This is a genomic window from Streptosporangium sp. NBC_01810, assembly GCF_035917355.1.
Taxonomy (GTDB): Bacteria; Actinomycetota; Actinomycetes; order Streptosporangiales; family Streptosporangiaceae; genus Streptosporangium.
In genome coordinates this window covers 1,508,461-1,521,831 of sequence record NZ_CP109070.1, presented here as the reverse complement: position 1 = coordinate 1,521,831, position 13,371 = coordinate 1,508,461, and the positions used below count along the sequence as shown (strand labels likewise).

The following is a 13,371-nucleotide window of genomic DNA, read 5'->3' as shown; positions in this document are numbered from 1 at the left end:
GCCGACATCGGAAGAGCGGCGACGCCTTACCGAGATCAGGGTGCTGATGACCCCGATGCCCAGCAGGCCACCGCCCACAGCGGTCGCCAGCGCCAGTGGCGCTCCGGTGAAGGGCAGTCCGCCGGTCGCGCCCTGAGCATGCGGGCGCGAGCAGTGCCTCCGGCCTCCCGCGCAGCCGGCCCCGCAGGCGCCTCTCCCGCAGCCGCGCCTGCCGCAGTGGTTTCTGTGGCATCTGCCGTTTTTCTCCAGTTTTATGGAGGAGTTGTTCTGGTTTCTGGATTCGAGATTCTGGTGTTGAGGCTGGTGTTGAGGCCGCGGCGGGTAGGGCGGCGTCTCCACGGCGACCACGGGTGGCATCGTGCCGGTTCCGGCCGCTGCCGCCGCGGTGGCCCCGGCTACCGGTCCACCAGCGGCTATCACCGCGAGGAGAAAGGGCACTACATATCTTCTGACCATTTCAGGCCTCCTATGGTGAAAAGCAAGCTTGGAACAGAGCACTTAAACACAAGCGATATGTCCCCGGAACCCGTTCTATCCCCCTAATGACACCGAATGGTTTGCCCGGCTCGCGTCCCTTACCGAACGATTGTCGATCTTTATTCGATCTTTGACACGCGGTTCGACGATCGGATCCACCACCGCGGCCGCCACCGTTCGCGGCCGCCACCGTTCGGGAACGGGCGACCGTCCTCCCCCGGGTGCTGGAGGATCTCACCACGCCAGGCGCCTGGGCGGTCGCGTCCGCGCAGGTGGTGTACGAGTGTTTGAGATCGGTACCCGCGTCGGGCCTGGCTGATCGCCGTTGAAAAGCGCGGCGTCGTCCGTGGGAAAAAGCGCAGCGAGGGCGGCGGAGTCGCTCAGGACCGCTCACCGGCAACACATCGCACGGGGCCGAAGATCAAAAACGCGGCGAGGACGGCGAAGTGGTTGGGGGCCGCTCACCGGCAACGCATCGCACGGGGTGGTGGCGGGCGTTGGGCGGGTGTGGGTGACCGGGGGCGGGCCGGTGGAGCTCCGGGAGGGGGCAAAGCGGGTCATGGCGGGCGTGGAGGCGGGGCCGTGGCGGTGACGATCGGGGATTTTCCATGATCTGGGTGAGTTGGCACGCTGGGGGCGTGCGGATTCACCCAGATCAAGGAAAGCGCCACTCCCACCCCCTCGGATGGGCCGCTTTTCGTGGTGGAAGGCCCGATTCGTCCCCGCACCCGGCCGAGGGCGACCCCTGACCGGACGCCCCGCGGACCTTCGTACCCCGCGCGACGAGAGCCCCGCGCGAGGCGGCGGCGAGCAGCGGCCCCGAACCCTTCCGCACCGCGGCGGACCCGTACCGGTGAGCGGCCCTGAACCACTCCACGGTCCTCGGCGCGCTTTTCACCACGGACAACACCGCGCTTTTCACCACGGACAACACCGCGCTTTTCCACCGTGACCGGCTCACCGGATTCGGGCGCTCGTACACCACGTCCATGGACGCGACCCTGGGCCCCGCGTCATCCCTAGACTGCGGGTATGCCAACCGCATTGATCACCGGGGCGACGGCCGGCATCGGCGCCGCCTTCGCCCGCCGCCTGGCCGCCGACGGATTCTCACTCGTCCTGGTCGCCCGCGACGAGAAACGCCTCGTCTCGGTCGCCGAAAAGCTGCGCCTGCGCTACGGGGTGAGCAGCGAGGTGCTCGCCGCCGACCTGGTGACCGACGAGGGCCTGGAGTCGGTGGAACGGCGGCTCCGCGAGGGGGTCGACCTGCTGGTCAACAACGCGGGCTTCGGTCATCAGGGCAACTTCCTCGACGTTCCCGTGGAGGAGGAGGTGCGGATGCTCAGGCTGCACTGCGAGGCGGTGCTGCGGCTGACGCTGGCCGCGCTGCCGGGAATGAGGGAGCGTGACCGGGGCGCGGTGATCAACGTGGCGTCGGTGGCGGCGTTCTTCACCCGGGGGTCCTACAACGCGTCCAAGGCATGGGTGGTCAGCTTCAGCGAGTCCGCGGCCATGGAGATGGCCGGTACCCGCGTGCGGGTCATGGCCCTGTGCCCGGGTTTCGTGCACACCGAGTTCCACGAGCGCGCCTCGATGGACACGTCGAGCATCCCCGGCTTCCTGTGGCTGTCGGCGGACAACGTCGCCCGCGAGGCCATGCGCGATCTGGCCCGTGGTGTGCTGGTGAGCATCCCCGATCTGCGTTACAAGGCCATCGTCAGGGTCGGCAGGTTGCTTCCCCTCAACCTGATCAGCCAGGTCTCACGTCGACTTGGCCGCCGACGGGACACCGCCGACAGGACGCCGACGGCTCGGCGCCGCTGACAGAAGACGCCGCTGACAGAAGACGCCGCTGACGCTGACAGAAAGGGCCCGCGCCACGGGAGGCGGTCGCGGCGCGGGCCCTTTCCGGCCTGCGGGGGCGATCGAGGGCGGGCCTCACGGACCTCACGGGCCGCCGGGTCGATCAGACGCGGGTGTTGGCCTCGTGGCCGATCGCCAGACCCGAGACCGGGTCGAAGAAGTGCAGGTTGCGGGTGTCGACGACCAGCTCGATGCTCTGACCGGGGCGGACGTGGCTGCGGGAGTTGACCCGGGCGGTCCACAGCGACTTGTCGCCCACCAGCGGCAGCGTCGCCTCCTCGTCGCCGTCGGCGTCGGCGGCGGCCACGGTGTCCTGGTGCTGGACGGGCGGGGCGTCGATCAGGAAGAGCACGTTGATCTCGGAGCCCAGCTCCTCGGTGACCTCGGCGCGGACCTGCAGGCGGGTCCAGCCGCCCGAGGATCCGTTGGCGGCGACCGAGTCGTCGAAGTCGGAGGGGCGGATGCCCAGGATGATCTTCTTGCCGAAGTACTGGTCGAGGCCGTGCTTCTCGGCGAAGGTCTCGTTCGGCACCGGCAGCCTGAAGCCCGCGAAGGCGACGGCGGCGCCGCCGTCACCGCGCACCAGCTCGGCGTTGACGAAGTTCATCGACGGGGAGCCCATGAAGCCGGCGACGAACAGGTTGACCGGCTTGTCGAAGAGGTTCTGCGGGGTGTCGACCTGCTGGAGCAGGCCGTCGCGGAGTACGCAGACGCGGTCGCCGAGGGTCATGGCCTCGACCTGGTCGTGGGTGACGTAGACGGTCGTCACACCCAGACGCTCGTGCAGGGTGTTAAGGGAGGCCCGCATGGAGACGCGGAGCTTGGCGTCCAGGTTGGAGAGCGGTTCGTCCATGAGGAAGGCCTGCGGCTCGCGCACGATGGCTCGGCCCATGGCGACACGCTGGCGCTGGCCACCGGAGAGGGCGGCGGGCTTGCGCTTGAGGTACTGCTCGAGGCCGAGCATCTTGGCCGCCTCGTTGACGCGCTTGGCGATCTCCGCCTTGGGCATCTTGCGGAGCTTCAGACCGAAGGCGAGGTTCTCCTCGACGGTCATGTGCGGGTAGAGCGCGTAGTTCTGGAAGACCATGGCGATGTCGCGGTCCTTCGGAGGCAGGTGGTTGACCACCCGGTCGCCGATGGCGATCTCGCCGCCGCTGATGTCCTCAAGCCCGGCGATCATGCGCAGGGCGGTGGACTTGCCACAGCCGGACGGCCCGACCAGCACCATGAACTCCCCGTCCCTGATCTCAAGGTCGAGGCCGTTCACGGCTTTGACGCCGCCCGCGTAGATCTTGTCGACTTTGCTGAGAACGATGGATGCCATGGAAGTCCTTAGCGCCTCGGGCCAACCCCGCGTTCACCCGATATTGGATACGTTTTCATGCATCTCACCGGAAACGGATATCTCTGTCAAGAGGCTTAACGGTTCTAGCTTGTCAGAAGGGCAGTCGTTACCGCTTCGCGCTGGATCGAAAACGGAAAATATGATGGAATCGTTTCCATGAACATGCGTCGTACGACGATCAAGGACGTGGCCGAGGCGGCCGGGGTGGGGGTCGCCACGGTGTCCCGGGTGCTGTCCGGCGGGTCGGCGAGTCCCGAGACCAGGGAACGGGTGCTGAACGTCGCGGCCCAGCTCGACTACCGTCCCAGCGCGCTCGGGCGCAATCTCCGCCAGCGGCGCTCGGGCGGGATCGGGCTGCTGTTGCCCGACATCACCGACACCTTCTACGGCCGCCTGGCCGACGGCGTGCTCACCTGCGCGCGCTCGGCGGGAGAACCGGTGATCCTGGGCGCAACCGGCGACGATCCCGAGCGTGAGGCCGAGCTGATCGGCACGCTGCTCGAACAGGGCGTGGACCGGGTGATCGCGGTCCCCTCCGGTGACGGCGACGGTTGGGCGCCGACCCTGCGGGCCGGGCTGACCACCGTGTTCGCGCACCGGCTCTCGGCCGGGCACGAGGAGATCCCGGCGGTGCTGGCCGACGACCGCGCGGGGATCAGGATCGCGGTCGACTATCTGAAGGGACTGGGGCACCGCCGCATCGCCTACCTGGGCGGTCCGGGGCAGGAGCAGCGCCTGTCCTTCTTCCGGCAGGCGCTGGGACCCCTTGTCGACGAGGAACTGGTCGTCGCCGCCCGGGGCAGCCGCGACTCCGCCTACGCCGCCGCGGCCGGGCTCTTCCAGCACCGGCCCGACCTGACCGCCGTGCTGGCGGGGGGCAACCTGCTGGGCGAGGCGGCGGTGCTGGCGGCCAGGGAGCTGGACCTGCGCATCCCCAGGGACCTGTCTCTGATCATGTTCGACGACGTGCCCTGGGCGGAGCTGTGCTCACCGCCGCTGACGGTGATCGCCCAGCCGGCCCAGGACATCGGCTACCGCGCCGCCGAGCTGGTGCTGCGCGGTGGCGGCAGACGGCCACGCGGGGTGCTGCTGCCCACCGAGCTGATCGTCAGGGGTAGCTGCGCGGCTAGAGGGACCTCTCGATCGCCTCGATGACCGCGGGGTCGTCGGGCAGGACGCGCGGCCGGAACCTGGCCAGCACCTCCCCGTCGCGCGAGACGAGGAACTTCTCGAAGTTCCACTCGACGTCGCCGGCCTTGCCCTCCCCATCAGGGGTCTGGGTGAGCGAGTCGTAGAGCGGGTGCCTGCCTTCGCCGTTGACCTCGGCCTTGGCAAGGAGCGGGAAGTCGACGCCGTAGGTGGTGGAGCAGAACTCCTGGATCTCCTCCGCGGTGCCCGGCTCCTGTCCGTAGAACTGGTTGCAGGGCACCCCCACGACCGTGAAACCCCGGTCGCGGTAGGTCCGCTGAAGGTCGACGAGAGCGGCGTACTGGGGGGTCAGCCCGCATTTGGAAGCGACGTTGACGACGAGGACCGCTCGCTCTCCGGCCAGCTCGGCCAGGGTGGTGGGTGCGTCGGAGAGGGTGTGGATGGCGATATCACGGATTCCCATGCTCCGCACCCTAATCCCCTTGTCACATTTGAGAGTTATGTCGTCCATAAAGTGAAATGTGACAGAAGCCACAGATGAGACGGCACCCCCCTCACCAAGGCCCTGATCGTTCTCTTACCGATCTTTGACATGACTCCTGACAGGCGATGTCGACTGGTCCGGCGACGAATCGCCGGGCATCGTGGCGGCCGTCCCTCACCCCCAAGGCACAAGGGAGTCCCATGTCGACGCTACGCCGTACCGGTGTGCTGGTGATCGCCTCGGCACTCACCCTCGGCACCACCACCACGGTCGCCCAGGCGTCCTCGGCGAGAACCGGCAACCAGGCCGTCGCCAGGCCGATGGTGGCCGCGCACGGCTGGAGCAGGACCCAGTTCGACTGCCTCAGCAGGCTCTGGACAAGGGAGAGCAACTGGAACCACCGCGCCCGCAACCGCCACTCGGGTGCGTACGGCATCCCGCAGGCACTGCCCGCGGGGAAGATGGCCACCGCCGGCCGCGACTGGCGCACCAACCCCCGGACGCAGATCAGATGGGGACTCGGATACATCAAGCAGCGCTACGGCTCGCCGTGCCGGGCGTGGGCGCACTTCGGCTCCCGAGGCTGGTACTGATCACAGAGCGGTGATCTGAAACCCCATGACGGGGTGATTTTCACACCGTCTCCACGCATGGGCGATTCGCCGGTCGTAACCGGACCCTCGCCGAATCTCCCGTAGATCAAGAAGATCGGGCAAACACCTTCCCTTCGCGTGTCCCATCCGCCGTCCGACGCTCTCCCGCGTACTAGAAAGCCGCCTAGAGAGACCGCCGCGGCGTCTCATGCCGGAAACAGGCCGGCGAGACCGCGCGGACGTTCCCCGCCCGAGCCACGGGCGCCGGATCGTCGGCCGCACGAGGGCACCCGCGTGCCCTCCTGCGGCCTCCGCACGTGGCCCGAGGACAAGGATCCATGTGAACAGCTACCTCGTTCTGCGCAACACAGTCGTGACCGTTCTCGCCGCCTCGGCGATGGTCGGGTCCTCGACGTCGGGGCAGGCCGACAGCACAGCCGAGTCGTCCAGGAAGGGGACGGCGAGAACCGTCCATCGCCTCACCTGGGTCACCCAGGTGAAGCCAAGAGTGAAGGCGGTCGCGAGGACCGCCAAGAGCAGGAACAAGACGATCGCCTATCGTCTCGTCTCCCGCCGCGCGTGGCCGCACAGCCAGTTCCGCTGCCTGGACAGTCTCTGGACCAGGGAAAGCAACTGGAACCACCGCGCCTACAACCGCTCCTCGGGGGCGTACGGGATTCCGCAGGCACTGCCCGGCTCGAAGATGGGCGGCAGCGGCGGGGACTGGCGATACAACCCGATCACGCAGATCCACTGGGGTCTGAGCTACATCAAGAGCCGCTACGGGTCACCGTGCGGCGCGTGGGGTCACTTCCGGTCGAGCAACTGGTACTGACCCCGCCCGGAGAGTGTCCAGGGGAAGGGAACACTCTCCCGACGCCCGGGGCTGCGAGGTCCCGGGCGTCACCTCTTGAGCTGCAGGGCCATCGCCTGGATGAGCAGCTCAAGGCCGAAGGCGAACTCCGCCTCGTGGTCGCACTCGTGGAGTTCCGGAGCCAGCTCGCCGACCTGCGGGAACAGCAGGGGGTCGACCTCGTTGACGCGAACGTCCGGACGGTGCACCGGGGCGAAGGTCGGGGTCACCCCGACCTCCCTCAGCAGGGAGCCCACGATGTAGGCGATGAACACCCGCAGGGCGCGCACCGCCTCGTCGCCCCCGAAGCCCGCGCCGCGCAGCGTGGCCAGCGCCCGCTCCACCGGGAGCAGCCCCGCAGTGGAGCGGAGCTGGCGGCTGACCACCACCATCGTGCACCGCGGGTAGTGGTGCGCGATCTGCCGGAAGGCGAGCGCCTGCATGCGCACACGGTCGGTCCACTCGGCGTCCGGGTCGTCGGTGAACTCGATCTGCGACAGGACGGTCTCGGCCACCGCGTCCAGCAGGGCCTCCTTGTTCGGCACATGGTTGTAGAGCGACATCACGCCCACGCCCAGATCGGCGGCGATCGCGCGCATGGACACCGCGTCGGCGCCCTCCCGCTCGATCAGGTCGATAGCCGTGGCGACGATGCGCGCTCGGGACAGTGGCTCGGCAGGCATATGACCATTGTCCCCTCATCGGTTCCATTGACGTACGTACAGCGTACGTGGCACGCTCGTCCTTTACGTACGGTGTACGTCCCTGGAGGCCGCATGTCGACACACGATCTCTACACCATCCCCGCCGAGCTTTCCACGTGGGACGTCGAGGCGGCCGGGGCCGCCCGCTTCACCTGGGAGTACGACAACGGCAGGGATCGCATGCTCGCCCTGTACCAGAAGGGCAAGGACAAGCAGTGGGACTCGGTCAGGCGCATCGACTGGGACCTGGAGGTCGACCCGTACAACGTGCTCGGCATCCCCGACAACACCATCGCGATCTACGGCACCCCGCTCTGGGAGCGGATGGACGAAAAGCAGCACAAGGAGGTGCGCCTGCACGGCGCCGCCTGGCAGTTCTCCCAGTTCCTGCACGGGGAACAGGGCGCGATGATCTGCTCGGCCAGGATCGTGGAGTCGGTCCCCGACCTCGACTCCAAGTTCTACGCCGCCACCCAGACCATGGACGAGGCCCGCCACGCCGAGACCTACGCCCGCTTCCTCCAGGAGAAGGTGGGGCTGGCCTACCCCATCAACCCGTACCTGAAGTCGCTGCTCGACAGCACGCTGAGCGACTCCCGCTGGGACATGCCCTACCTCGGCATGCAGGTGCTCATCGAGGGCCTCGCCCTGGCCGCCTTCGGCGTGATGCGCGACATCACCACCAAGCCGCTGCCCAAGCAGATCCTCGCCTACGTGATGCAGGACGAGGCCCGGCACGTGGCCTTCGGCAGGATGGCGCTGCGCGACTACTACCACCAGCTCAGCGAGTCGGAGCTACGCGAGCGCGAGGACTTCGTCATCGAGGGCTGCTATCTGATGCGCGACCGGCTGCGCGGCCGGGAGACCTGGGAGAACCTGGGCCTGAACAAGGCCGAGGTCGCCGAGGCCATGGAATGTGTTGACAAGTCCGAATATCTCAAGATCTTCCGCTCCCTGCTCTTCAGCCGTATCGTCCCCTGCGTCAAGGACATCGGGTTATGGAGCCCCCGCCTGCAGAAGGCCTATGCCGACATGGGTGTGCTGGACATGGCGGGCCAGAGCCTGGACAGGCTGATGCGGCAGGACGAGGACATCGCCGAGAGGCTCGACGCCGAGCGGTTCGCCGCCGAGGAGACCGAGCGCCACGCGGAGGTCGCCGAGACCGTCGCCCTCGGCGGCGAGCCCCATCCCTGACCGGCCCTGACCCGGCCCCGGCCCGGACCCGCATCGGCGAGCTCGGGCAGCCTGTCGGCGTGAGCGGGCAACCGGTCGGCGTGAGCGGGCAACCGGTCGGCGTGAGCGGGCAACCGGTCGGCGTGAGCGGGCAACCGGTCGGCGCGCTGGGACAGCCGGTCGGCGTGGCCGGCCCACAGTGCGTGACATGCCGCGATACCTTGCCGCATATTCCTTACCCTCCGAACCTTGCCAGCACGAAGGCGATGGCTCCGGCCACGGTGGCGAGAGTGCCGAACCAGGCGATGAGAGCGTCGGCCCGGTTGTCGAGGGGACGGCTCTGGTGGAGTGCCTCTTGGACTCGGCGGAAGCGGATGCCCGTGTGGGTCAGCAGGAGGCCGGCGCAGAACACGGCCGGCACGAAGGGGACGATGGCTATCAGGGGCGTGCCCGCGCGCAGGGCGACACCGGCACCGGCCAGGCCGGTGACGGCCAGCATGGCGGTGGTACGTATCCAGGCGAGCTGGGTCCGCTCGCTCTGCAGGCCCTCGTCCCAGGGTCTGTTCATCGGGACAGCAGGATGAGGATCAGGGCGAGCACGGCGACCGCCGCCACACCGTACCCGAACAGGGGCGCGAGGGCGGGAGGCGGCAGTGGGGCGGAGCTGCGCAGGGCGTGCTGGACGCGGCGCCAGCGGGGGTAGGCCATCGCGGCCGCCAGGGCGGACAACGACACCAGGACCACCGCGAGCAGGGTCCGCATCCACGGGACGAAGATATCGGCGGAGACCGCGGCCATGGCCACACCGCCCGCGCTCAGCGCGAGCGATGTGCTCAGCCAGGTCAGGTAGGTGCGTTCATTGGCAAGGGTGAATCGAGGATCCGGCTCGTGGTCGGGAGGCTCCATGGGAACGACGCTATTTCAGCTACATTCCCCCTAGAGAACCCGGGTTGACGGAGACCTCCGCTGGTGAGGGCTACCCGCAGGCGTTGGTCAGCTGCTCGACCCACCGCACCGAGTCGGTCGCCACCTTCTGCGCGGTGTCGATGGCACTGTTGGCGTCAGGGACGTTGAAGCCCTCCAGGGTGTTGGAGACGCCGTCGGCCGCCTCCTTCAGCGAGGTGTTGGCCGCCTTGTCGGCCAGGTCGCCCAGCTTGGCGCCCCCGTCCTTCAGCGCCTGCTCCATCGCGGCGGGGTCGTCGAGCAGACCGGAGACCTTCGAGACGGTCTCGGTGACGATGCCTGCGGCCTGCACGCACTGCTGTGCCTTGTCGATGCCCTGGCTCACCTCCTGGATCTCGGAGCAACCGGTGGTGATCAGGACGGCGGCGAGCGCTGAGGCGGCGAGGGCGGGGATTCGTCGCAGAAGGGGTCGCATGCCCAGACCCTACCCAACAAGCCGGTGCGGCAGGTGCCTGTCGTGCCGGTTCATTGTCGGCTGGAGCGCGGCTCCGGCCATACGATCAGCAGTGTTCGAACGAAGGAGAGATCGTCAACGCCCCCCTCCCGAAGGAGGGGGCTTGAGGTACAGCGATGCGTCTTGAAGCCCCGCGTTGACCAGCCCGAGTCGATCACCTAGAAGGAGGTGCATTCGATCGACTACGTTTCACGTAGGCCGGCAGACCCACCAGCGGGTGCTTCCTCAGCCCGCTGCTCTGGAATCCGCGTCAGCAGACACGCCCGAGGGTGGGCACGAAACGGGACGTGGACACCGCCCCAGCGCGGTAACCGGCGTGGAACATGGGCGAGGGGAGATCGGAGCGGACGGCACCCGTCTGCTCCGGCGTCACCCCGACGGCGCCACGGCGCCCGAGGGAGCCAACCGTGAGGTTCACCCGGCCGTGTTCGTCCTGGACTCCCGCGGCCGCCCGCTTGACCTGTGCCACCCTGCCCGCGCCCGCCGCCTACTGGCGGCCGGGCGGGCCGTGGTCCACCGGCATACCCCGTTCGTCATCCGGCTGCGCGACCGCGCCGCCACCGACTCCACACTCCAGGGCGTCGAGGTCGGCATCGACCCCGGCTCCAAACACACCGGCATCGCCGTGTTCACCGAACGCGACGGGAACCGTGCCGGCACCTACAGCATCCAACTCGATCACCGGGGCGGCCGGATCCGCGACAAGCTCAGCGCGCGGGCCCCGCTGCGCCGGGGCCGCCGTTCCCGTAACCTGCGCTACCGCGCGCCCCGTTTCTCCAACCGCACCAAACCGAAGGGGTGGCTCGCCCCGTCCCTGCGACACCGCGTGGACACGACCATGTCCTGGGTTGGACGCCTGAGGCGCTGGGCGCCCGTTCGAGCCGTCCACGTCGAGCGCGTCGCGTTCGACACGCACGCCATGTCAGCGGGCAAGCCGCTCGAAGGGGTGGCGTACCAGCAGGGAACGCTCGCCGGATACGAAGTCCGCGAGTATCTGCTGGCCAAGTGGGGGCGCACGTGCGCGTACTGCGGCAAGCAGGACGTGCCGCTCAACCTCGACCACATTCACCCGCGTTCCCGGGGCGGCTCCGACCGGATCAGCAACCTGGCCCTGGCGTGCATCCCGTGCAACCAGACCAAGAACGCCACCCCGATCGAGGAGTTCCTGGCAGGAGAGCCGAAGGTGCTCGCCCGCATCATGGCGCGGGCGAAGGCCCCGTTACGGGACGCCGCCGCCGTCAACGCCACCAGGTGGGCGTTGTGGCGGGCGTTGGAAGCCACCGGCCTGCCCGTGGCCACCGGCTCGGGCGGCCGGACGAAGTGGAACCGTACCCGCACCGGCGCGGCGAAGTCGCACACCTTGGACGCGCTGCACGTCGGCCATCTCGACGTGGTAGCCGGCTGGCCGTCCACGGTCCTGGTGGTGAAGGCGACCGGGCGCGGCACGTACTGCCGGACCCGCACCGACAAGTACGGGTTCCCCCGACTACGGCTGCCCCGAACCAAGACCGTGCGCGGCTTCCAGACCGGTGACCTGGTCCGGGCAAACGTCCCGGCAGGCAAGAAGGCCGGGGTTCACACCGGCCGGGTCGCCGTCCGCACCACCGGAAACTTCAACATCACCACCCGGCACGGCACCGTGCAGGGCATCGGCCACCGCCACGTTCGCATGCTCCAGAGAGCGGACGGCTACGGCTACGCAACCCATTCAGAAACGCGGCACCGTGCCGCGTTTCCTCCCCCGCCTGAAGGCGGGGGTCTCCACGCTGGAGGTAACCGATGAAGCTCTGTCAGCATCTCGCGGAGGCTCAGGACCCGCCTCCGCACACACCACAGGGGTGCGAGGAATGCCTCGCGGCGGGTGATCGCTGGGTTCACCTGCGCAAGTGCCTGTCCTGCGGGCACATCGGCTGCTGCGACTCCTCCCCCAACAAGCACGCCACCGCCCACTCGACGGTGATCGGCCATCCGGTCGTCGCCTCGTTCGAACCGGGCGAGGACTGGCGGTGGTGCTACGTGGACAAAATCATCGGCTGACCGGCGGCGACGGGGCCCTTCCGCCGTGCGGGATGTCAGCTCCAAGTCTTTTCCAAGCACGAGGGCCTATCTCTTGATCTGTAACGATGTTCAAGAGTACGGAGGCCACCCGCCTAGCCACCCGCCTAGTCACGCTCCAGCATGGCCTCCTCGAAGTCGATCTCCTGGAGGACCCGGCGGAGCACCTCGTCGTCGATGCGCCGCTCGTCGCGGAGGCGTACGAAAACCTCGCGCTCGACCGCCAGCATCTCCCGGCGGAGCCGCCGGTAGACCATGCCGGGCGTCTCCTCCCCCTGTGGTCCCGTGCCGCCGCCCAGTCGCTCCCAGGCGCTGAGGGTGCGGCGCTCGGCGCGTGACCTGAGCTGGTCGACGACCTCCCGATAGACCTCGTCGACGCCCTCACCCACCAGTTCGTCCAGCCGGGCCAGCGAGGCGGAGGTGGCCGCCTGCTGGGCGGCCGCCTCGGCCAGGTTGTCGGTGTAGATCTCCCGCTCGTTGGAGACCTTCAGCCTGCGGATCAGCGCCGGGAACGTCAGGCCCTGGACGAGGAGGGTGCCGATCACCACCGAGAAGGTGAGAAAGAGCAACAGGTCGCGGCCCTGCAGGGTCTGCGGAATGGCGAAGGCCGCGGCGAGGGAGACCACTCCGCGCATGCCCGCCCAGCTCACAACGGTCAGCTGCTGCCAGGCTCTCCCCCACCAGGATGGTGACCGTCCTGCGAGGCAACCCGAGCCTGCGGGCCACGGCGACGGCGGCGACCGCGTCGGGCGGGGCCACGATCGCGCCCAGCGCGAACGCGGCGGCCGGCGGCAACTCGGGCAGGAGCAGATGGGTGATCCACCCGATGACCAGCGTGGTGAACAGCACCAGGCCGATCGAGAGCAGCCCGATCTGCCGGCGAAAGTCCTTGAGCCTCAGATAGGAGCTGTCGATCGCCGCCGAATAGAGCAGCGGGGGCAGGAAGACCAGCAGGATCAGCTCGGGGTCGAGCTCGTACTCGGGGAAGACGGGCGACAGCACCAGCCCCACGAGCACCAGCAGCAGCGGCGCCGGCCACCCCCTGCGCCTGACCACCGCGGCCACCCCGATCCCAAGGACCGACACGGCCAGCGTCTGCACCACGGTCGACTGGTCCACGCCACCCTGCCCGATAGGATCGATCGGTTTCCGTGCCTCCGCGCGCCTCGGGAACCGCCCGGGACAACGGAAACCGCCACACGGCGCCGGGTTTCACACCCGGCGGCCGGAACGACGGTACCTCCCGGGCGTGGACCTC

Annotated in this window: 14 protein-coding genes and 1 pseudogene; 7 read left to right on the top strand and 8 right to left on the bottom strand. The window is 68.6% G+C overall.

Features of this window, described 5'->3' with window-relative positions:
• Positions 1-1,509: 1,509 nt before the first annotated feature.
• A complete protein-coding gene (locus OIE13_RS07145; RefSeq protein WP_326641799.1) occupies positions 1,510-2,301 on the top strand; it encodes an SDR family NAD(P)-dependent oxidoreductase in 792 nt (263 codons plus the stop codon).
• Positions 2,302-2,443: 142 nt separating this feature from the next.
• Here OIE13_RS07145 and OIE13_RS07140 read toward each other — a convergent pair whose 3' ends face one another.
• Positions 2,444-3,664, bottom strand: a complete 1,221-nt coding sequence (locus tag OIE13_RS07140; protein ID WP_326641801.1) for an ABC transporter ATP-binding protein — start codon at positions 3,662-3,664, stop codon at positions 2,444-2,446.
• Positions 3,665-3,841: 177 nt separating this feature from the next.
• Between OIE13_RS07140 and OIE13_RS07135 the strand changes: the two genes are divergently transcribed.
• Positions 3,842-4,840: a LacI family DNA-binding transcriptional regulator gene (locus OIE13_RS07135; RefSeq protein WP_326641803.1), complete on the top strand. Its 999-nt coding sequence runs from the start codon at positions 3,842-3,844 to the stop codon at positions 4,838-4,840.
• Here OIE13_RS07135 and OIE13_RS07130 read toward each other — a convergent pair.
• A complete protein-coding gene (locus tag OIE13_RS07130; RefSeq protein ID WP_326641805.1) occupies positions 4,812-5,297 on the bottom strand; it encodes a glutathione peroxidase in 486 nt (161 codons plus the stop codon). The two genes, OIE13_RS07135 and OIE13_RS07130, sit on opposite strands and share 29 nt — an antisense overlap.
• Before the next feature lie 221 nt (positions 5,298-5,518).
• Here OIE13_RS07130 and OIE13_RS07125 point away from each other — a divergent pair, with 221 nt between their 5' ends.
• Complete coding sequence (locus OIE13_RS07125) at positions 5,519-5,911, top strand: transglycosylase SLT domain-containing protein (RefSeq protein ID WP_326641807.1); 393 nt, start codon at positions 5,519-5,521, stop codon at positions 5,909-5,911.
• 340 nt (positions 5,912-6,251) lie between these two features.
• Entirely contained in the window at positions 6,252-6,746 is a 495-nt protein-coding gene (locus OIE13_RS07120; RefSeq protein ID WP_326641809.1) for a transglycosylase SLT domain-containing protein, read from the top strand.
• 68 nt (positions 6,747-6,814) lie between these two features.
• Here the strand turns inward: OIE13_RS07120 and OIE13_RS07115 are convergent, their stop codons facing one another.
• Entirely contained in the window at positions 6,815-7,447 is a 633-nt protein-coding gene (locus OIE13_RS07115) for a TetR/AcrR family transcriptional regulator C-terminal domain-containing protein (RefSeq protein ID WP_326641811.1), read from the bottom strand.
• 93 nt (positions 7,448-7,540) lie between these two features.
• Here OIE13_RS07115 and OIE13_RS07110 point away from each other — a divergent pair, with 93 nt between their 5' ends.
• Positions 7,541-8,662 carry a ferritin-like domain-containing protein gene (locus OIE13_RS07110; RefSeq protein ID WP_326829766.1) on the top strand — a complete coding sequence of 374 codons (1,122 nt, stop codon included), beginning with the start codon at positions 7,541-7,543 and terminating at the stop codon, positions 8,660-8,662.
• Between the two features lie 214 nt (positions 8,663-8,876).
• On the opposite strand, the gene OIE13_RS07105 is transcribed toward OIE13_RS07110, so the two are convergent.
• The 3 genes from OIE13_RS07105 to OIE13_RS07095 all read right to left on the bottom strand — a co-directional run bounded on the left by OIE13_RS07105 (position 8,877) and on the right by OIE13_RS07095 (position 10,019).
• Positions 8,877-9,209 (bottom strand): DUF202 domain-containing protein, encoded by a 333-nt coding sequence (locus OIE13_RS07105; protein WP_326641815.1) that lies wholly within the window; start codon positions 9,207-9,209, stop codon positions 8,877-8,879.
• The gene (locus OIE13_RS07100; protein WP_326641817.1) at positions 9,206-9,547 is read right to left on the bottom strand and encodes a YidH family protein; all 342 of its coding nucleotides are present in this window, start codon (positions 9,545-9,547) and stop codon (positions 9,206-9,208) included. Before OIE13_RS07100 ends, OIE13_RS07105 begins: the two co-directional genes overlap by 4 nt.
• A gap of 70 nt (positions 9,548-9,617) precedes the next feature.
• Complete coding sequence (locus tag OIE13_RS07095) at positions 9,618-10,019, bottom strand: hypothetical protein (protein WP_326641818.1); 402 nt, start codon at positions 10,017-10,019, stop codon at positions 9,618-9,620.
• 355 nt (positions 10,020-10,374) lie between these two features.
• Between OIE13_RS07095 and iscB the strand changes: the two genes are divergently transcribed.
• Together iscB and OIE13_RS07085 are read left to right on the top strand one after the other, a co-directional pair.
• Positions 10,375-11,841, top strand: coding sequence for an RNA-guided endonuclease IscB (iscB, locus tag OIE13_RS07090; RefSeq protein WP_326829765.1), 1,467 nt, complete (start codon positions 10,375-10,377; stop codon positions 11,839-11,841).
• Entirely contained in the window at positions 11,838-12,095 is a 258-nt protein-coding gene (locus OIE13_RS07085) for a ubiquitin carboxyl-terminal hydrolase 14 (RefSeq protein ID WP_326641821.1), read from the top strand. The genes iscB and OIE13_RS07085 overlap by 4 nt, the downstream gene beginning before the upstream one ends.
• A gap of 125 nt (positions 12,096-12,220) precedes the next feature.
• Here the strand turns inward: OIE13_RS07085 and OIE13_RS07080 are convergent, their stop codons facing one another.
• Positions 12,221-12,748, bottom strand: a complete 528-nt coding sequence (locus OIE13_RS07080; protein WP_326641823.1) for a hypothetical protein — start codon at positions 12,746-12,748, stop codon at positions 12,221-12,223.
• 102 nt (positions 12,749-12,850) lie between these two features.
• A pseudogene (locus OIE13_RS07075) lies at positions 12,851-13,124 on the bottom strand (cation:proton antiporter domain-containing protein); the annotation flags it as partial.
• Positions 13,125-13,371: the final 247 nt, after the last annotated feature.